The organism is Chitinophaga pinensis DSM 2588 (assembly GCF_000024005.1).
Taxonomy (GTDB): Bacteria; Bacteroidota; Bacteroidia; order Chitinophagales; family Chitinophagaceae; genus Chitinophaga; species Chitinophaga pinensis.
This window is the reverse complement of sequence record NC_013132.1, coordinates 2,866,886-2,886,645: the sequence shown is the minus strand read 5'-3', so window position 1 is coordinate 2,886,645 and position 19,760 is coordinate 2,866,886. Positions and strand designations below refer to the sequence as shown.

Annotated in this window: 17 protein-coding genes; 11 read left to right on the top strand and 6 right to left on the bottom strand. The window is 45.6% G+C overall.

Annotated elements, in window-relative coordinates:
- Positions 1–67: 67 nt before the first annotated feature.
- The gene (gene ytxJ / locus CPIN_RS11720; protein WP_012790010.1) at positions 68–397 is read right to left on the bottom strand and encodes a bacillithiol system redox-active protein YtxJ; all 330 of its coding nucleotides are present in this window, start codon (positions 395–397) and stop codon (positions 68–70) included.
- 334 nt (positions 398–731) lie between these two features.
- Between ytxJ and CPIN_RS11715 the strand changes: the two genes are divergently transcribed.
- From CPIN_RS11715 to CPIN_RS11680, 8 genes are all read left to right on the top strand, one after another.
- Positions 732–2,084 (top strand): UDP-N-acetylmuramate--L-alanine ligase, encoded by a 1,353-nt coding sequence (locus CPIN_RS11715; RefSeq protein ID WP_012790008.1) that lies wholly within the window; start codon positions 732–734, stop codon positions 2,082–2,084.
- 9 nt (positions 2,085–2,093) lie between these two features.
- Positions 2,094–2,867 (top strand): 3'-5' exonuclease, encoded by a 774-nt coding sequence (locus CPIN_RS11710; protein ID WP_012790007.1) that lies wholly within the window; start codon positions 2,094–2,096, stop codon positions 2,865–2,867.
- A gap of 69 nt (positions 2,868–2,936) precedes the next feature.
- Complete coding sequence (locus tag CPIN_RS11705) at positions 2,937–3,683, top strand: polyprenol monophosphomannose synthase (RefSeq protein ID WP_012790006.1); 747 nt, start codon at positions 2,937–2,939, stop codon at positions 3,681–3,683.
- Positions 3,684–3,690: 7 nt separating this feature from the next.
- Positions 3,691–4,572: a DMT family transporter gene (locus CPIN_RS11700; protein WP_012790005.1), complete on the top strand. Its 882-nt coding sequence runs from the start codon at positions 3,691–3,693 to the stop codon at positions 4,570–4,572.
- Positions 4,573–4,632: 60 nt separating this feature from the next.
- A complete protein-coding gene (locus CPIN_RS11695; protein ID WP_044218432.1) occupies positions 4,633–7,401 on the top strand; it encodes a S9 family peptidase in 2,769 nt (922 codons plus the stop codon).
- 642 nt (positions 7,402–8,043) lie between these two features.
- Positions 8,044–8,868, top strand: a complete 825-nt coding sequence (locus CPIN_RS11690; RefSeq protein WP_012790003.1) for a DUF6597 domain-containing transcriptional factor — start codon at positions 8,044–8,046, stop codon at positions 8,866–8,868.
- Positions 8,869–8,958: 90 nt separating this feature from the next.
- Positions 8,959–9,474: a cupin domain-containing protein gene (locus CPIN_RS11685; RefSeq protein WP_044218416.1), complete on the top strand. Its 516-nt coding sequence runs from the start codon at positions 8,959–8,961 to the stop codon at positions 9,472–9,474.
- Positions 9,475–9,718: 244 nt separating this feature from the next.
- A complete protein-coding gene (locus CPIN_RS11680) occupies positions 9,719–10,333 on the top strand; it encodes a DUF4230 domain-containing protein (RefSeq protein WP_012790001.1) in 615 nt (204 codons plus the stop codon).
- A gap of 282 nt (positions 10,334–10,615) precedes the next feature.
- Here the strand turns inward: CPIN_RS11680 and CPIN_RS11675 are convergent, their stop codons facing one another.
- The gene (locus CPIN_RS11675) at positions 10,616–11,335 is read right to left on the bottom strand and encodes an HAD family hydrolase (protein ID WP_012790000.1); all 720 of its coding nucleotides are present in this window, start codon (positions 11,333–11,335) and stop codon (positions 10,616–10,618) included.
- A 191-nt stretch (positions 11,336–11,526) separates the two neighbouring features.
- On the opposite strand from CPIN_RS11675, the gene CPIN_RS11670 reads away from it, so the two are divergent.
- Positions 11,527–11,853: an RNA-binding regulator gene (locus CPIN_RS11670; RefSeq protein ID WP_012789999.1), complete on the top strand. Its 327-nt coding sequence runs from the start codon at positions 11,527–11,529 to the stop codon at positions 11,851–11,853.
- 573 nt (positions 11,854–12,426) lie between these two features.
- On the opposite strand, the gene CPIN_RS11665 is transcribed toward CPIN_RS11670, so the two are convergent.
- The 4 genes from CPIN_RS11665 to CPIN_RS11650 all read right to left on the bottom strand — a co-directional run bounded on the left by CPIN_RS11665 (position 12,427) and on the right by CPIN_RS11650 (position 16,082).
- Complete coding sequence (locus CPIN_RS11665; protein WP_012789998.1) at positions 12,427–13,857, bottom strand: dihydrolipoamide acetyltransferase family protein; 1,431 nt, start codon at positions 13,855–13,857, stop codon at positions 12,427–12,429.
- 42 nt (positions 13,858–13,899) lie between these two features.
- The gene (locus tag CPIN_RS11660; RefSeq protein ID WP_012789997.1) at positions 13,900–15,156 is read right to left on the bottom strand and encodes a CinA family nicotinamide mononucleotide deamidase-related protein; all 1,257 of its coding nucleotides are present in this window, start codon (positions 15,154–15,156) and stop codon (positions 13,900–13,902) included.
- Positions 15,157–15,159: 3 nt separating this feature from the next.
- Entirely contained in the window at positions 15,160–15,579 is a 420-nt protein-coding gene (locus CPIN_RS11655) for an acyl-CoA thioesterase (protein ID WP_012789996.1), read from the bottom strand.
- Between the two features lie 89 nt (positions 15,580–15,668).
- Entirely contained in the window at positions 15,669–16,082 is a 414-nt protein-coding gene (locus CPIN_RS11650; protein ID WP_012789995.1) for a DoxX family protein, read from the bottom strand.
- Between the two features lie 115 nt (positions 16,083–16,197).
- Between CPIN_RS11650 and CPIN_RS38945 the strand changes: the two genes are divergently transcribed.
- Together CPIN_RS38945 and CPIN_RS11645 are read left to right on the top strand one after the other, a co-directional pair.
- Positions 16,198–16,350: a hypothetical protein gene (locus tag CPIN_RS38945; RefSeq protein ID WP_187294755.1), complete on the top strand. Its 153-nt coding sequence runs from the start codon at positions 16,198–16,200 to the stop codon at positions 16,348–16,350.
- A gap of 321 nt (positions 16,351–16,671) precedes the next feature.
- The gene (locus CPIN_RS11645; RefSeq protein ID WP_012789994.1) at positions 16,672–19,743 is read left to right on the top strand and encodes a tetratricopeptide repeat protein; all 3,072 of its coding nucleotides are present in this window, start codon (positions 16,672–16,674) and stop codon (positions 19,741–19,743) included.
- Positions 19,744–19,760 lie beyond the last annotated feature (17 nt).

Below are 19,760 nucleotides of genomic sequence, written 5' to 3'. Positions count from 1 at the left end.
AGGGCAAAAAAAATACCGGCCATAGGCCGGTACTAAATTCTTTGGAATAAATAGTGAAAATGCTTTCTTAATTTGAATGGTCCACAATTTCATCCATCGAGATGCCACTGTGGCTTTCATCATACACGCATTCCCCGTTACGGATCAGCAAAACCTGCGGTGATTCATGTTCTACATTGAAATCAGCTGCGATCCTGTTTGAAATGTCTCTGAATTTGATCAGATCCAGGTAATAAAAGGAGATCGTTTCCGGCGCGGCAGCTCTTTCCAGTCTGGATTTAGCTACTGCACTGATTGAACAACGCGTGCTATGTTTGAAGATAACTACCGGTTTGGTTACTGATGATTCCTTTATTTCGGATAACTGTGTTTCTGTCGTAAGTGGTATCCAGTTCATTAACAATCCTTCACGTTTGCCCCGTGCGTCACTTTACCAATTTTCATCGGACAACCTAACTTATTCTGTGATGCACAAGAAGTTAAGAAAGCCGCAAAGATAAAGAAAAGGCAGGCACCGCCCAAAACTTTCAGATAAGATACTTGCATAAAGGGATGTTTAGTTGAATAATGAAATTTCATAGGGAATGGTGATATCACTTTTTTAATCGCCAATTTTTGACGTTACTTTGCAAATATAAAATTTATATTAAAGATTTTAGCTATAATATCATTCCTTTTTCCCTTAGACACATAAATATAACGATAAACGCAGGTAATCCGGTTAATATTATATGGCAAAAGTACATTTTATCGCTGTGGGTGGCAGTGTGATGCACCAGTTAGCAATCGCATTGAAAATCAAAGGTTACCAGGTAACTGGCAGTGACGACGAGATTTACGAGCCTGCGAAAGGCAATCTGCTGCAGACAGGCATTTTACCGGCATCGATGGGTTGGGATGAAAGCCGTATTACGGCAGACCTTGACGCTGTTATCCTGGGTATGCACGCACGCGCAGACAACCCTGAACTGATCAAAGCAAAGGAGCTCGGATTGAAGATCTACTCCTTCCCTGAATATATCTACCAGGAAAGCCAGCAGAAAAACAGAGTCGTCGTGGGTGGCAGTCATGGTAAAACGACTACCACGGCGATGATCATGCATGTACTGCAACAGTCCGGTCAGGCATTTGACTACCTGGTAGGAGCACGTCTGGCAGGTTTTCCACAGTCGGTGAATATCACTGATGCGCCTGTGATCGTTTGTGAAGGAGATGAATACCCGGCTTCCGTTATTGAAAAACGTCCGAAGTTTCACTTCCTGCACCCGCACATCGCCGTACTGACCGGCATTGCCTGGGATCACATCAATGTATTCCCTACGTTTGAAAATTATCTTGAGCAGTTCGCCATCTTCCTTCGCACGATGAAAGCCGGCCATACGCTCATTTATAACAATACTGACCCGGAACTGGTTAAACTGGTAAAGGCGGAAGGTCTGCACCTGAAACTCGTTCCTTACGATATTCCTCAACATCAGATCAACAATGGGGTTACCACTGTTCACTTCGGCGACCAACAGACCGAACTGGAAGTTTTTGGCGACCATAACCTGCTGAATATGCATGCTGCCCGTCTCGTTTGTAACGAACTGGGTATCAGCGATGAAGTATTCCTGAAAGCGATCGCTACCTTTAAAGGAGCCGCTAAACGACTGGAACTGGTGGGTAAAAATGAGCACTGCGCGATCTATCGTGACTTTGCACATGCCCCATCTAAGGTGAAAGCAACCATCAGCGCACTGCGTGACCAGTATCCGCAACGCAAACTGATCGGCGTACTGGAATTGCACACTTACAGTAGTCTGAATGCAGACTTCATGGTACAATACCAGGGTTGTATGGACAAGGCCGATATACCGGTGGTGTTCTACAGCAAACACGCACTGGAGATCAAACGTATGCCGGAACTGATGCCCGATGTAGTGGCACAGGGCTTTGGCCGCGCAGACCTGGAGATCTTCACCAGCAGAGAGCATTTAACTGCATTCCTGGATAAACAGGAGTATAAAGACGCGAACCTGCTGATGATGAGTTCGGGTGATTATGAAGGATTGGACGTAAATTCGCTGAAAAAGTATCTATAAAAATTAGTCATGCCCTCTTTGCAACTTAAAAGGCCGCTGGCCGTAATTGATCTGGAGACGACCGGTACCAACGTGGCTACGGACCGTATTATTGAAATTGCTATTATCAAAGTGTTCCCTGACAAGTCTGTTCAGACAAAAGTCAAAAGGATACACCCAGGCATGCCTATTCCTCCGGCCTCCACTGCCATCCATGGTATCAGTGACGAGGATATTAAGGATTGTCCGACGTTCAAACAATGCGCAAATGAATTGCGTCAGTACATGGAAAACTGTGATCTGGCCGGATATAATTCCAACCGTTTCGATATCCCCCTGCTGGTAGAAGAATTCCTCCGTGCAGGTCTCGATTTTGATACAAAAGACCGTAGATTCATCGACGTACAGAAGATATTCCACCTGATGGAAAAACGTACGCTGAGCGCTGCTTACAAGTTCTATTGCGATAAAGACCTTACAAATGCGCATAGCGCAGAAGCAGATGCCCTCGCTACCTATGAGATCCTGGAAGCACAGTTGAGCCGTTACGAGCAGCTGCAGGCTGAAGTAGCGCCACTGGCCGAATTCACCAAAGAAGACGATTATGTTGACTTTGCCAGAAGAATGGTTGTACAGAATGGAGTGGAAATGTTCAATTTTGGTAAATATAAAGGCCGTGCAGTACGGGAAGTACTCAAAATTGAGCCACAGTACTATGATTGGATGATGAAAGCTGATTTTCCGCTCAATACCAAGCAGAAACTCACAGAGATCTACCATAGTATGATGTTAAAAAAGATTTAATATTTGCAAAAACCATACTTTATCTGGGGTTTGTGCTAATTTCGCACTCCTAAAACAACATTTGCTAGATTGGAAAAGCTCGTCATAATTCCCACGTACAATGAGAAGGATAACATCCGCAACATCATTGACGCGGTTTTTGCCCTGCGACAAAACTTTCATATACTGATCGTGGACGACGGTTCGCCCGATGGCACCGGTAATATTGTTAGGAATTTGCAGCAGTCCCACTCCGGCGAATTATTCCTGGTAGAAAGAAGTGGCAAACAGGGCTTAGGCACCGCCTATATCCATGGCTTCAAATGGGCTCTTGAAAAGGGATATCAGTACATTTTTGAAATGGACGCTGATTTCTCTCACAGTCCGGCTGACCTGAACAGGCTCTATGATGCCTGTGCGAAGGAAGGTGGCGATGTGTCTGTCGGTTCCCGCTATGTAAAAGGTGGTAAAACCGAAAACTGGCCATGGGACAGAGCTGTGCTCTCCTACGGTGCCTCTGTGTACGTACGTTTTGTTACCTGGATAAGGGTAAAAGACGCTACTGCCGGCTTCGTCTGCTATAAAAGACAGGTATTGGAAGCCATTAACCTGGATGCTATCCGGTTTGTGGGCTATGCCTTTCAGATAGAAATGAAATTCACGGCCTGGAAGTTAGGTTTCAAAATCAAAGAAGTACCTATCACTTTCAAAGACCGTAAAGAAGGATATTCCAAAATGAGTAAAGGCATCATCAAAGAAGGTGTCCTGGGAGTACTCAAAATTCAATGGGAAAGCCTGTTCCGCAAGTATGAAAGACGCGTAAGAAATAGCGAATAAGCGGGCAATGAAAAAAGCACTGATACAATTACACCTGTCGGTATTTCTGGCAGGTTTTACGGGTATATTGGGTAAACTGATTACACTGAATGAGGGAATGCTGGTCTGGTATAGACTACTTTTCACCATCATAACACTTTACATACTCTTCCGCTGGAGGGGTATGCTCACCAAACTGAATTTCAAACAGATCCTTCCGATCGGACTGACAGGTATGGTTGTCGTATTACACTGGTTGTTTTTTTACGCCAGTATCAAATACTCCAACGTGTCTATTGCCGTGGTCTGCTTTGCGCTGACCAGCCTGTTTACCGCCCTTTTTGATCCCCTCATCAATCGTGGCCGGCTGGACAAGACGGAATTATTACTGAGCGGTATTACCCTGCTGGGTATCTTCATGATCTTTCATTTTGATACACAATACCGTACTGCGATCATTCTCGGTATCATTTCCGCGATGTTTGCAGCGCTCTTCACCATCTTCAATAAACGCCTGATCGTCAAGTACGATCCGCCTACCATCACGTTTTACGAACTGACAGCCGGATTCATCGGTCTGACCATCCTGCTGCCTGCGTACCTGTATTTCTTCCCGCAGCCACTGGCTTTGCCTTCTACAGCAGACCTGAGCTACCTGCTGATACTTGCCTGGGCCTGTACGGTAGGGATGTATATGCTGATGATGAATGCACTCACAAAGATATCTCCGTTTACAGTAAACCTCTCCTTTAACCTGGAGCCGGTATACAGTATCGTCATCGCTTTTATGCTCTTTCATGAGAATAAACAGCTGACCTACGCTTTTTATATCGGATTGGCTTGCATCATTTTATCGGTAGCATTACAGATGACGCGGGTTGCGCGCACCCTGAAACATTCTCATGCCTGATTTTAACCGTCCATCCGGAAAAATTTACGCAATAATTGTGATTTTTCTATTTTAGGCGGTATGAAAAAACTCATGTGTGTAGCGGCCTTTTCCGGCCTCTCCCTACTGACCTATGCGCAACAACCAGCGAAAAAGCCACTGGACCATTCCGTATACGATGGCTGGCAAAGTATCAGTAATAAAGCAATCAGTAATAACGGACAATGGATTGTGTATACAGTCAATCCGCAGGAAGGTGATGCTTCTCTCTTCATCTACAATAACAAAACCAAACAACGCCTGGAAGTGCCACGCGGCGCTAATCCTGTGATCACAGAAGATAGCCGCTATGCTATTTTCTCTATCAAGGCGCCTTTTGCAGTAACCAGACAGGCAAAGATCAAAAAGAAAAAGCCGTCAGAAATGCCCAAAGACTCCCTGGGTATTGTCACCCTCGGTAATAACAATGTCTATAAGGTACCCGCTGTACGCTCCTTCAAAACACCTGAAAAAGGTACCGGCGTACTGGCTTATCTGAAGGAGAAACCACAGGCAGATACCACCAGCGGTCACCTGGTAATCTATTACCTGGATAAGCAGACAGCAGATACAATCCGCAACGTACAGGACTACATCTTCAGCAAACCGGGCAACCGCCTGCTGGCAGAAGTTGTCACCGAGAAAAAAGACTCCCTCTCCCGTTCCGCCGTGTTACTGTGGAACGTGGCAGCACATAAAGCAGATACCATCAGTCGCGGAGCCGCTTTACGCAAACAATTCGCCTTTGATGAAAAAGGCGAACAGGCAGCCTGGTGCAGTTCCCGTGATAGCGTAAAAGCCCTGCAACAGTTCTATTCCCTGTATTACTACCGTCCCGGACAGGATAGCGGTGTGATCACAGCAGATAAAACCAACCGCTCCTTCCCTGCCAACTGGTCTGTAAGTCCGGATGGGAAAGTTTGGTTCAGCGAAAACGGTCAGCGCCTGTTCTTTGGTACCGCGCCGATCCTGCCGCCAAAAGATACCAACATCGTAGATTTTGAAGTGGCCAGAGTTGATATCTGGAACTATCAGGATGATTATCTGCAACCGATGCAGCTGAAAAACCTGGATAAGGACCTGAAAAAAAGCTATCAGGCAGTGTACTATCCGGGTACACAGAAGGTATTGCAGCTCGCCGATAAAGACATGGAAAATATCCAGCTGGCCAACAGGGGCAATAGCCCTTATGCGCTGGGATATACTGATAAAGGACAACGTGTGGCGATGCAATGGACAGGTCATTCTCTGAAGACTTCCTACCTCGTCAACCTGGAAAACGGTAACCGCAAAATGCTGCAGGAAAACCTGGACAGCGTTAGCCGTATTTCTCCGGCAGGCCGTTATATCACCTGGTATAATCTCCAGCAGAAACAATGGTATGCGTACGAAACAAGTACCGGCACTACCCGCAACATCACAGAGAAAATACCGGTTTCTCTTTCTGAAGAAGACGACGATCATCCGGACATGCCTGCTCCATACGGCATGGCAGGATGGCTGGAAGATGATAAAGCCGTTTACATCTATGACCGTTTCGATATCTGGCAGGTAGATCCATCCGGGAAAGTAGCGCCACAGCTGCTGACCGCTGGATATGGCCGCGAGCAGAAACTGCGTTTCCGTTATGTACAACTGGATAAAGAAGAACGTTTCTTTACACCGGGACAGGCATTATTGCTGGAAACCTTCAATGAAACCACTAAAGAAAACGGTTTCTATACCACATTCAGCACCTTCAAAAAGGTGCCTGTAAAACCGGAATTACTGGTAATGGGACCATATACTTTCGGCGATCCCATAAAGGCAGAAAATGCGCCTGATTATATCTTCACGAAATCAAGCTATGTACTGTCACCTGACCTGTATACCGGTACTTCACTGGCGAAGGCAGAGCAGATCAGTCATATCAATCCGCAACAACAGGAATATAACTGGGGCACCGCTGAACTGTTCAAATGGACAGCTTACAACGGCAAACCGGCAGAGGGTATCCTCTACAAACCGGAAAACTTTGACAGCACAAAGAAATATCCTGTACTGCTGTATTTCTATGAGAAGTTATCCGACGGATTATACAGTTACAACCCACCAGCCCCTACTCCATCGAGATTGAACATCTCTTTCTTTGTAAGCCGTGGTTACCTCGTGCTGGCGCCGGATGTGACGTATGAAAATGGTCACCCGGGTCAGGGCGCTTATGACTATATCGTAAGTGGCGCAAGAGCAGTAGCCACACATCCTTGGGCTGACAGTCTGAACATGGGTATCCAGGGACAGAGCTGGGGCGGCTACCAGGTGGCCTACCTGATCACCCGTACTTCTTTGTTCAAAGCAGCATGGGCAGGTGCACCGGTAGCGAATATGACCAGTGCTTATGGCGGTATCCGCTGGGAAAGCGGTATGAACCGTCAGTTCCAGTATGAGCGTTCTCAGAGCCGTATTGGTGCGACATTGTGGGACAAACCGGAACTCTACATAGAGAACTCTCCTTTGTTCCATCTGCCAAAAGTAACGACGCCACTGGCAATCATGAGTAACGATGCAGATGGTGCAGTACCCTGGTATCAGGGTATCGAGCTGTTCACCGGTCTGCGCAGACTGGGCAAACAGGTATGGATGCTGAACTATAACAATGAAGCACACAACCTGGTACAGCGCCAGAACAGAAAAGATATTCAACGCCGCGAGCAGCAGTTCTTTGATCACTTCCTGAAAAATGCACCTGCGCCGGAGTGGATGCAGACAGGTGTACCGGCAACGGAAAAAGGAAAGAACTGGGGTTGGGAAACCGGCCCAAGCGCACAATAAGTAAGTTTATTAAGATACACGAAGAGCTGGTCAAATGACCGGCTCTTTTATTTTGAGAATGCGGGTTTCTCTGATCAACCGACTTCCCCTTCAACGGGCGCCAGCTACCTGATTTCCCCGGAGCATCATTACCCAATACCACTATCCGTACAATCAATTGATTATCTGAAATTTACAAGCCTCCTTCGTTCAAAACGACACTTAATCACTGATTTATAATTAGTTATCGTTACTTGTTCCGTCCTACAACGAAGGTATGCCGTTACTACGCCGTTATCTCTACGTTCATGAACGTAGAGATAACGGCGTAATTAAGGTATAATGACGGCGTACGTCGAACAACAGGCAACGTTAACACCAATCTTCATCCGCAGTTAATATGATATCTGTGGCCTGTCGTCTGTTATTCCCTCAAACACTACTCATTCCAGTTATATTATTTGCCCCGTAAGAAGACATCAAAACCGCGCTGAAACACGACTTATAAGGCTTTTATCCAATTTATCTGCTGCAATTGACTGTCTTTCAAGCTACTCAAATTAATTTTTTTTATATACTTATAAACGACTAAGTTTGTATTGATAATTGAAGACCTAGCCGACATTGTGAATGTGACGATCTGATAACCTTATACATGTTCCTATGAATTTCCGTATCTACCAACCGGCAACTTCGCTGGCACCTTATGTTAAGCAGTATTATCATTTACAGAGCACGAATTCCGGACTTATTAATCTGCCGCAGAATCTTTTTTCTCTCGGAGACCTCTATATGGTTTTCCTGCAGGAAGGAGAAGTGATTTTCCAGCCAACACAACATGCATCCTTTACATTGCCTGAGGCATCTGTAGTGGGACACTTTACCTGTCATCATCAGATCATGGTGAAAGGACCGGTAAAAATGACGGTGATACAGCTGAATGCATATGGTTGTTATAAACTGGCGGGACTGGATATGTCCTCTTTCAACAACTACTTCCGCGACCTGCTGAAGCAGGATCGTGAATGCTGGACAGAGCTGGCCGGAACGATTGCAGCACACAACGACATTACTACCCTGGATGCAGTACTGGACAATGCGTTTACCAACATGATGTGTGGACAATCACACAATCTGAAACAGGTAGATGAGATTGCAGACTACATACTTAGCACACAGGGATATACGAATATTGAGTGGTTGACGAAGAAATTCAAACTTTCCCGTCATACCATGGAGCGTAAGTTCATGGAGGTGATTGGTCTGACGCCGCAGTTATATGCCCGTATGCTGCGTTTCAGAGATGCGATGCGTCACATGCAGCGGATGAATGTAGAAGAGTGGCAGACGTTTATCACAAATAACGATTATTACAGCCAGGCTTTATTTATACAAGACTTCCTGTTTTTCAAAGGCGAAGTTCCGGTACTGAACCAGGAGACAGCTATCGCACAAATGCCGGTAGCGCGCCCTGTAGCCGTGGCCTAAGATTTTCTGACTAAAAAAATGAAAAATAAGAAAGCCGCCTCGTTCACGGGACGGCTTTTTCATTTCGCGCTATTTTCTTTCTTTTGTAATATGCAAAACCCAAGACACAATGCCGCCTACTGGCGCGAACATCTCAACTTACAGTCACATGTAGAAGGTGGCGCTTTCAAGGAAACCTACCGTTCTTCATGGGAGTTTAAACAAGCAGTACTGCCGCCGGCAATGAAAGGCGACCGGAGTGCGTCAACCGGGATTTATTTCCTGCTGGAAGAAGGTGAGTTTTCTGCTTTTCACCGCATTGCGGCCGATGAAATGTGGCATTTCTATGATGGTCATTCCCTGGCGATCTATGACATTGATACTTCAGGCACACTGACGGTACATAAACTGGGTCTCAATATCGAAGATGGCGAACAACCCCAGCTTGTGATAAAAGCGGGTCACTGGTTTGCTTCAAGGGTCGAAGTACCTGGCGGATTTGCACTGGTAGGTTGTACTGTGGCGCCCGGATTCGACTTTGCAGATTTCGAACTGGCCACCAAAGACAATCTGCGGGCCGTATATCCTCAGCATGCGGAACTGATCGCCTCATTGGTACACGGCTGATACCCGCAAACTGACTGATATCAGTTGGTAACTATCCGGCATATATATTATATTCGCTGTAGTCGTCAGCAATTACTGTATGAGTTACAACTTATATACAAAGGGCACAACACTAAAGCACAAGATCTGACCGGGCCGTGGCCTGTGGTTTGCAGCCTGTTAAATACATTACTAACTAAAAACATTGTCTCTAAAGACGAAGATCCATGAAGGATGATCGTCCGCAGCAACTATTTCTTCCGTTATGAAAAGATTTTTTCGTTTCGTTTTTTTCATTGCCATCGCTATCCTTCTCTTCTGGCTGGGTAAACAATTCGGCAGCAAAAGTGTGAATCAAAGTATCCTTTCTAACAGTCAGATCGTGCGGGAAATCGCGGAGCTGGCTAGTCTGGAAGTGCAGGGAAATGCAACGATCAAACGTAGTAATATCACTGATGATGGGGAATGGACGACCAATCTTAAAAAGGCTTTCCTGGAAAATACGATCTGGGTGTCCGTGCCATATACAGGCAAGTACGGCATCAATGTGGACGAGAAAAGCTTCAAGGTAACCGTCTCTGATAAGAAGATTACGGTCAATATTCCACAACCAAAACTGCTCAGCTACGAACTGAAAGTAGATAAAATGGAAACCTCCAACCGTAAAGGCTGGTTCCTGTTCCAGGATGATGAAACCTATACAGATGTGCAGCGTAAACTATACCAGACTTCCCGTGATCAGCTGGAAAACAATCAGCTGTATATCAATCAATCCAAAGAAAAACTGACAAAAATTATCAGGCAGTATTATCAACCCTTCCTGCAGGATCATGAGCTGGAAGTGATCTTTGGTAACAGTGCGCCGGTACTGCTCAATTAAGAAAGGACGTGCTTATTCCATGCGCATAGCTCCTTAGGACCGCGTTTTTTATGATGGACTTTATCAGGGAATGCTTCATCAAAGAGCATGAACTGGCAACAACAACCCATCGGCTCTGCGAACAAGGACGTGCTTATTCCATGCGCATAGTTCCTTTAGGACCGCATTTTTTTTTGATGGGCTTTATCAGGAAACGCTTCATCAAAGAGCATCAACTGGCAACAACAACCCATCGGCTCTGCGGACCTAACAAGGCATTTCAGTATTTCAGTTGTACACCCGTCAGGCAGCATTTGTCGCAATATATTTGACTAAAGAACGCTTCGCGATAGGTAGTAAAGTCTCATTTACCGGGAATACCAGGTTGGTCTCAATGCGATATACCGCCGGATTCGGCAGTTTCTTGTACTGACGAATCAATGTTGTTTTAATATGTTCACAAGTATGCACAAGATCCTTTGAGAAGGTATCCAGGTAGTGTGTATGTATACCTCTGTATTTTTCATCATGTCTTTCGAAAATACTGAGCCGGTATTCATATACCACAATATCTCTGTACCGGCCATCACAGAGGAAAAGATAACCTTCCTGTGTGTCCAGCGGGATCAGTCCGACCGGTGAAATATTCAAACTTCCTTCAACAAATTCATAGATTTCCGTTCCTTCCCGGATAGCGCCATTCATTTTTTTGATCGCATACTGAATGATATTTTCCAGCTCCTGCATGAGTTCATCATCCGAGATCATCTGTTCATAAAGCAATTGCAGACGCTCCATATTGATGGCTGTCAGGCGTTTAGGGAACTGTTGTTGCAGGAATTGTTTATTTTCCTTGAAGGCTACCAGGTTATTGTAGTGGAAAATAACATCTGAAAGCTGGGGATACAGCTTATTTTCATTGAAATAGCGGGTTATTTGTTGCAGATAGGCTAATAAAGTATACTTTTTCTGCTCAAAATCGATATAACCGTCCGCAAACCACGTCTCGCTCAGGCTACTCATACCAAATTAATTTAATGGATTATACCTATTAATTTACAAAAAAATGAGCAAGTATCCATAAAATGGGAGCGGTAATTCTGGTCTGTGTTACCGGTATATTTTGTTTATGAAATTATTTCCGGATGCGATGTTTTTATTGAAACTATTTCTTTATCTTCAATATTATTTTTCATTTTTTTAATTTTTTAGTCATGAACATTTACGTAGCCAACCTGCACTACAGGTTGAACGATGCAGACCTTCACCAGATATTCAGCGAATTTGGCGAGGTTACTTCTGCTAAAATTATCAAGGACCACGAGACTGGCCGTTCACGCGGTTTCGGATTCGTGGAAATGCCCAACCAGGAAGAAGGTAGCAAGGCTATGGATAGTTTGAACGGTACTGAAATCGAAGGCAAACAATTGATGGTAAACGAAGCAAGACCTAAACAACCGAATAATAACTCAAGAGGTGGTGGATTTAATCGCGGTGGAAGCGGTGGATACGGCGGCGGCGGCGGCCGTGGTCGTTATTAATTCTGTTGGCCCAAGCTTATCACGGTCAAGAAATTGAAGAGAGCTCCTTTATGGAGCTCTCTTTATTTTATCTATATGCGCCATTCATCTCATTCGTTTATAACAGCCCCACCCTGCCTTAATCAATCAACCGCTGTTTTAACCCTTTAACGCTATCGGCAAATTATCCGCTAAAGCACTCTTCTATGGATTAATATGGCTGATATTAAAGAACGACTTTCAGACCAAAAAGCGACTAATAAAGGATTTCCTTATATGAATAAAAGTACCTGGAACGGTGTTCCCAACGCCTCTCAATATGAATATTGTTCATCATAATAACCTTTTCCAGGAACAAGGATAAGGGATTTAATTATATAATAAAAGCGCCTGAAACTGGTATGTCGAGCCCTCTTCTGCCATGAATATTTCATTATAAACCTCCTCCGGAACCACTGATAATGGACCTAATTATATAAATAGAAAGCGCCTGGACGTAGTATCCAGGCGCTTTTGTTATAAATATGCTATCTGAAAAAGTACTAAGCATCAATCATCTCACCCACAAATAATGCAGGCGCAATGCCTATTCTCTTAATACTCTCTTTCAGGATTGAAATGTTCCAGTTCATGTGCTACAGCACTCAGGAAAGTAGATCCCAATGCGCCATCCACGATACGGTGATCGTAAGACATTGACAGATACATCATGTGACGGATAGCGATGGTATCGCCATGTGGTGTTTCAATCACCACAGGACGCTTCTTAATAGCTCCCACCGCCAGGATGGCTACCTGTGGCTGGTTGATAATCGGCGTACCTGCCAGACTACCAAAAGAACCAACGTTAGTCAGGGTGATGGTACCGTTTTGCGTATCATCAGGTTTCAGCTTGTTCTGACGGGCAGCATTCGCGAGATGATTTACCTGACGGGTCAACCCTACCAGGTTCAGCATGTCTGCATTGCGGATCACCGGAACGATCAGGTTACCAGATGGTAACGCTGTAGCCATACCGACATTGATATCTCTTTTCAGAATGATCTTATCACCCTCCAGAGAGCTGTTCAGCAAAGGATATTTCTTGATACATCTTACCAGTGCCTCGATAAAGAGTGGTGTAAAAGTGATCTTCTCTCCTTCTCTTTTTTCGAACTCTTTCTTAATCTGATCACGCCATTTCACCATGTTGGTAACGTCTGCTTCTGCAAAGCTGGTTACATGCGGACTGGTATGTTTACTACGCACCATATGCTCTGCGATCAGCTTACGCATACGATCCATTTCAATGATTTCCACATTACCAGTGTAGCTACCCATACTTATAGGTGCGCTGGTCGGCTGTTGTGTAGTCGGCGGAGCAGCCACTCCATTGTTGCTGGCCGGCGCTGTTGTCGGAACAGCAGCAACAGGCGTCGTAGCAGCCGGACGGCTTACAGGCTGTTCTACCGGAGCCGCAGTTTCCTGTTGTTGAACAGGTGCAGCAGCAGGAACATGCCCTTTGCTCTTAGCTTCTACGAAGTTTAAGATATCTTTCTTGGTAACACGACCTTCATTGCCGGTACCTGGTATTTTTTCCAATTCGGCGAAACTGATGCCTTCCTGTTGTGCAATTGTCAGCACCAGTGGAGAATAGAAACGGGCGCCGCTCGTCACAAACTGTGCTTCATAAGGAGCGCTTGCAGGTTCATTTGTTACAACATGTACTTCTTCACTTGCGGCAACAGGCGCGGACTGTGCAGCCGGTGGCGCTACCGGAGCTGCAGTTGCAAAGCCGGCATCAGCAGTAGTATTGATACGTGCTATGACAGTACCTACCGGTACGACGTCATTTTCTGCGTAGAGTATCTCGGTAATCTCCCCATCGGCAATAGAAGGTACTTCGCTATCCACCTTATCCGTTGCAATTTCAAGCACGGTTTCATCAGCTTTTACCTGATCTCCCGGCTTCTTATGCCAACGTAATATGGTGGCTTCCATAATACTTTCCCCCATTTTGGGCATTACCAGTTCTACAATGGCCATAAAATTGTGTTTAGCTTTTAGGTACGGAAACAAAAGTAAGGTTTATACTATCAACTTCCTCAATTCATTCATCGCATAAGTTGCTGTTATTTGTATGTTACTCAGCCGGTCGTAACGCAAGTGGTACTTCATTGTCACCAGTTCTTTCGCACTACCGACTGCTATCCATACGGTGCCCACAGGCTTTTCCGGAGTCCCTCCGTCAGGACCCATAATGCCCGACACGGCTATAATATAGTCTGTTTTCAGCTGTGCCAACGCGCCGTGCGCCATCTCCCGCACTACGGCCTCACTCACTGCGCCATTAGCCTGCAGCGTTTCTTGTTTTACGCCCAGCAGACTGTTTTTAATTTCGTTGGCATAACTCACAATACTGCCTTTATACCAGGCAGAACTTCCCGGTATCAGTGTGATATTATGGGCAATAAAGCCGCCGGTACAGCTTTCAGCAGTAGCAACGGTCTTTCCTTTTTCCTTCAACAGGGTACCTAATACCTCTCCCATCGGCAGATCCTGGTCATATACCGTGATATCTGCCAGTATCTCTTTTATCTGGTGAAAATAGATAGACAATGCGGCAGCAGTAGAGAGTTTATCAGGACCTGAAGAGGTCAGTCGCAGCTTCAGCAGACCATAAGACGGCAGATATGCCAGTTTGATATGCGACGGCAATGCAGACTCAAAATTTGTCAGTCGCTCGGCCACAAAAGATTCTCCCATACCGGATGTCAGCAATGTCTGATGCACAACGGCAGGCGTCTGAAAATACTCCTGCAGGCGTGGCAGCACATGGTCAATCATCAGTCCCTTCATTTCATGAGGCACACCAGGCATAGAAACATATATCTTTCCATCCCTTTCAAACCACATACCCGGAGCGGTTCCCCTTGTATTATGCAGTACAGAGGCTACATCAGGAACAAGGGCCTGATCTTCGTTCCGCTTGAGGGCCGGAAGCCCCCTGCTTTCGAAAAACTCCATGACCTGACGGTAGGTAATCTCATCTCTTACCAGTGTTCCGCCGAAATATTCACATAAAACGGGTTTGGTAATATCATCTGCCGTAGGGCCCAGTCCTCCCGTGATCAACACGATATCAGACACCGCCCCTTCTTTCTCCAATGCGTCCAGGATAGCCTCTCTTACATCACCGATGGCTACACGGCGGTGTACCCATATACCCATCGCATTCAGCTGCTGTGCCATCCAGGCAGAATTCGTATCTATCGTTTGTCCTATCAGTAGTTCATCTCCGATCGTGATGATGGTAGCTACTACCTTGTCCGCTTGTATTGTCATGATTTACAGGCTTTTCTCAAAAAAGGGAGCCAGACGTTCCATCATAACAGGAGGCATTCCATAACGCTGTTTGGTATCCGCATGCAGGAATACCAGGGTGGTCACGCCTACGTTCAATAGATCGCCTTTCTCGTTATATAATTCCGTGTGGAACCGGATCTTATGATCGACCGGCAGTTCCTTCAATATAGTCTTGACTGTTATAAGATCATCGTAGTAAGCCGGACGAAGGTACTTTGAATTCAGTTCGGCTACCGGCATAATGATGCCCTGTTTCTCCAGCTCTGCATAGGTAAAACCCAGCGTCCGGATGGCTTCCGCACGTCCTACTTCATAGTACAATGCGTAATTGCCATAATAAAGGTATCCCATCTGGTCTGTTTCTCCATAGCGTACGCGAATCTGTGTCGTCTGTGTAAACATAATATGCTGCTTAATAAGACCTGATGCAGTACGCTTACCGCAAAATACATTCCGTGTTTCCCCCTAAGCGTTACTGTCAGGCACTCAATTTATTTTCCTTTTCCAAATAGATGATCCAGGCTGAACTTACCAGGACCGGCAAATAATATAGCGATAAACGCTGCCAGGAACAGGATAGCCATCTCATTTTCGTTCAGTGGCGCTCCTTTCTTTACCATAAATATCACCACTCCCATACAAATCACCAGCGGTACAGCCGCCAGGCGTGTCAGCAATCCTACCACGATCAATGCTGCGCAAAGCGCTTCTGCAAAGACAGTCAGTGACATCGATACTGCATGTCCGACGTGCAATGGGTCGGGAAAACCGTCCTTTTTAGCTGAAAAAGAGTTCAGTTTTGCCCATCCGTGTGTGAACATCATCCCTCCGGATACCACCCGCAATATCAGCATGGCAAAGTTAACGGCGCCGGCGTTCACACGCGAAGTAAATAGTTTACTCATAAAGAAATCTGGTTTTACCTGTAAAATGTTCATTACCATCGCTTGTCACCGAGGTATTTTCAGGCATGTTATAAAATCTGGTTTCCCCTTTCAGGTCATAGAATGCGCCAAAAATATGATTAATAATAAACAATTAAAAGGCTATCAGGAGCAGGCTGTATTAAGCCTTCCTTTCCGGCCCGCCGGCCGGGAGCCGCAACAGGACACATTAACACCCGAAATGAGACCTGGTATCAAAGGGAACAGGATAGCTGACAGTGGCAAGTAGTTCGGCGATGGATTATCCACATACATGTGCATATCTTCCTGTTTTACCGGCCCCTTTGTTTAAGTTGGTTTAATTCTTGCAAGTCAACACCTTAATTCAGGATCAGGGCAAACAGTATCACAGACAGGTTCCGCGTATCAGGTGCCGGCCATTCGGTTCCCGCCATCTAAGACAGACGGCGTATAGCTTAATTAAATCCAATAGCTATATTTGTTGCTGTTTTTGTCTCCCTCAAACAATATTTTATTGATCCTGAACAGAAATAATTTCTGCGCGGGGTTCGTTTTAAACGCATAATTTAAGTTATAACAGGTTAAAAGCATGCAATTCATAAGAAAGTTTCTTGTTTCCGGACATTGGTACTTATTCCTGGCCTCTTTCTGTATACTGGCTGCACCTGCGGCGAAAGCACAGCAAACGCGCGTATATACAGAGCCGGATAAAGTTTTCAAGGACGCCCAGCAACTTTTCCAGCAGGAAAAATACGCCGTGGCCATGCAATTGTTCCGTCAAACGATCGATAACATCGGCTATTTTCAGGAGACAAGCCGCAGTCTCGTAAAGACAGACGCTCAGTATTATTATACCGTCTGTGCACTGAAACTCGGTCAGGCAAATGGCGAAAAACTGGCGCTGGACTTCCTCGCCAACTACAATAACAACGCAAGGGAGCAACTGGTCAGCTATCAGCTGGCGAAGTATTACTTCCATCAGAATAAGCTCAAAGAAGCCATTCCGCTGTACGAAAAAGCCAATATCGAGAACCTTTCCAATGCCGAAATCGCAGAAGCAAAGTTTGAACTGGCTTATTGCTATTTCAATGTAAAAGACTTCCAGAAAGCGCAACCACTGTTCGGTTCCATCAAGGAAGTACAAGGCAAATACTACATGTCGGCTAACTATTACTACGGTTTCATCGCGTATTATAACCGTCAGTACAATGAAGCCCTCACCAGCTTCCAGCGGGTAGTAAATGAGCCTAAATACAGCGCCATCGTTCCTTATTATATCGCTGAAATCTATTACTTCCAGAATAAGAAAGACCAGTTGATCAGTTACGGCGAACCGCTTGTTAAGAAAGGCGGACTGTATTACGAAGCTGAACTGAAACAGTTACTGGGCCAGACCTATTTCGAAAGAAAAGAATACCAGAAGGCACTGCCTTACCTGCAGGAATTCAATGACAATGCAGACGAGGTCAGAAAAGAAGATATTTACCAGCTGTCTTACAGCTACTATCAGACCGGCAACTTCAGCAAGGCAATCAACGGTTTCAAACAACTGAGCAGCGAAAAAGACTCTCTGGGACAAAACTCCATGTACCTGCTGGGTGACTGTTACCTGCGTACCAACCAGAAAGCCAATGCACGTAACGCATTCGCCTTCTGTGCACGTAACAGTGCCAATCCGCAGCAACAGGAAATTTCCCGCTTTAACTATGGTAAACTGTCCTACGAACTCGGTTATCAGGACGCTGCTGTATCTGAACTGACCAGCTTTGTCAATACCTATCCGCGTTCGGCTTACACCAAGGAAGCCCGCGAGATCCTGGTAAACCTCTTCGCCAATACCAACAACTATAACGATGCACTGACCATCATCGAGGCAATGCCGGAGAAATCTCCTGCTGTGCTGAAAGCCTACCAGAAAGTAGCTTACGGTCGTGCAACGGAAGTAATCAATGACCAGCAACTCGCAGAAGCGGACCGCCTGCTGGACATCTCCCTGAAAAATCCTTACGATAAAAATCTTGTGCAGCTGGCGCATTTCTGGAAAGCGGAAATCTCCATGCGACAGAACAAAACACAGGACGCGATCAGTCACCTGAATACTTATCTGACCGGCGCTGTGCCTTCTTCCGGTGAAGCCAATGCACAGACGGCCAGCTATAATATGGGTTATGCGCTGTTGAAAGCAGAAGATTATACCCGCGCTTTACAGCACTTTGAAGCGGCACAACGCACTACCGGACCAAATGCAGCACGCATCACCACAGATGCAGCTCTCCGTAGTGCCGACTGTTACTACATGCTGAAAGATTATCCGAAAGCAATGGCGCTGTATGAGAAGATCATCGCCAATAACCAGCCAGGTTCTGACTATGCTACCTATCAGAAGAGTATCATTCTGGGTATCCAGGGCAAGACCAATGAAAAAGTGGCCCTGCTGAAACAACTGGGTAACAAATTCCCAAGCTCCGGTTTCGGTAATGACGCAGATCTGGAGATCGCAAACACTTATCTGGCAGAAGAGAAATATAACGAAGCAATTCCTTACCTGGAAAATGTATTGCAGAAACAGCCTAATGGTCCGAATGCACCACGTGCATTACTCAAACTGGGTCTCTGCTACTTCAATAAAGACAATGACGATAAGGCACTCTCCTACTATCGTCAGGTAATTGAGAAATATCCAAACTCTCCTGAAGCGAATGCGGCACTGACTGCAGTAAAGGATATCTATGTTAGTCAGGGTAAAACCGATGCCTATATCGCATTGCTGAAAGCATCCGGACAAACCATCACCGCTTCTGCTGAAGACTCCCTGAGCTATGCAGCAGCTGAATCGAAATTCAGCAATGGCGATTGTGCCGGTGCAGTTCCTGCCTTCAACAGCTACCTGCAACGCTTTCCTAACGGCGCGTTTGTATTGCCTGCAAACTTCTACAAATCAGAATGTGCGTATAACAACAAAGATTACGCAGGTGCATTACCTGGTTATGAGTTTGTACTGACTAAAAACAACAGTTTGTATGCAGAACGTGCTGCATTACAGGCCGCAAATATCAACTTCTATCAGGTGAAGAATTATGAGAAATCCCGCACTTACTATCTGCAGCTGCAGGACCTTTCTACCACCAAAGAAAACACCTTCGCCGCTACCCGAGGTCTGTTGCGCAGCAACTACCAGCTGAAACACTGGGATGAAGTGAACAGTTACGCAGAAATCCTGCTGTCCAGCAGCAACATCAGTACAGATGACCAGATCGTAGGTCATGCGTACCTGGGTCGCGCAGAACAGGAAGGTGGTAACTACGATGAAGCGATCAAAGAATATAAGATAGCAGCTGGCCTGACCAAATCAGAAATCGGTGCGGAAGCCCGCTATAACATTGCTTACTGTCTGTTACAGAAGAATGATCTGGCAGGCGCTGAAAAAGCAGGTTTTGATGTAATAAAGAATACGCCTGGTTATGAAATGTGGGTTGCAAAATCCTACATCCTGCTGGGTGATATATACCATCGCCAGAAAGACTATTTCAATGCAAAGGCAACCTTCCAGAGCATTGCAGAAAACTGTCAGATCGCTGAGCTGAAACAGGAAGCGAAAGACAAACTGGCGAAAGTAGAAGCAGACGAAAAAGCTGCCTCTAAAATTAAATCCAATAAATAATTCCGAATTACGTTAGC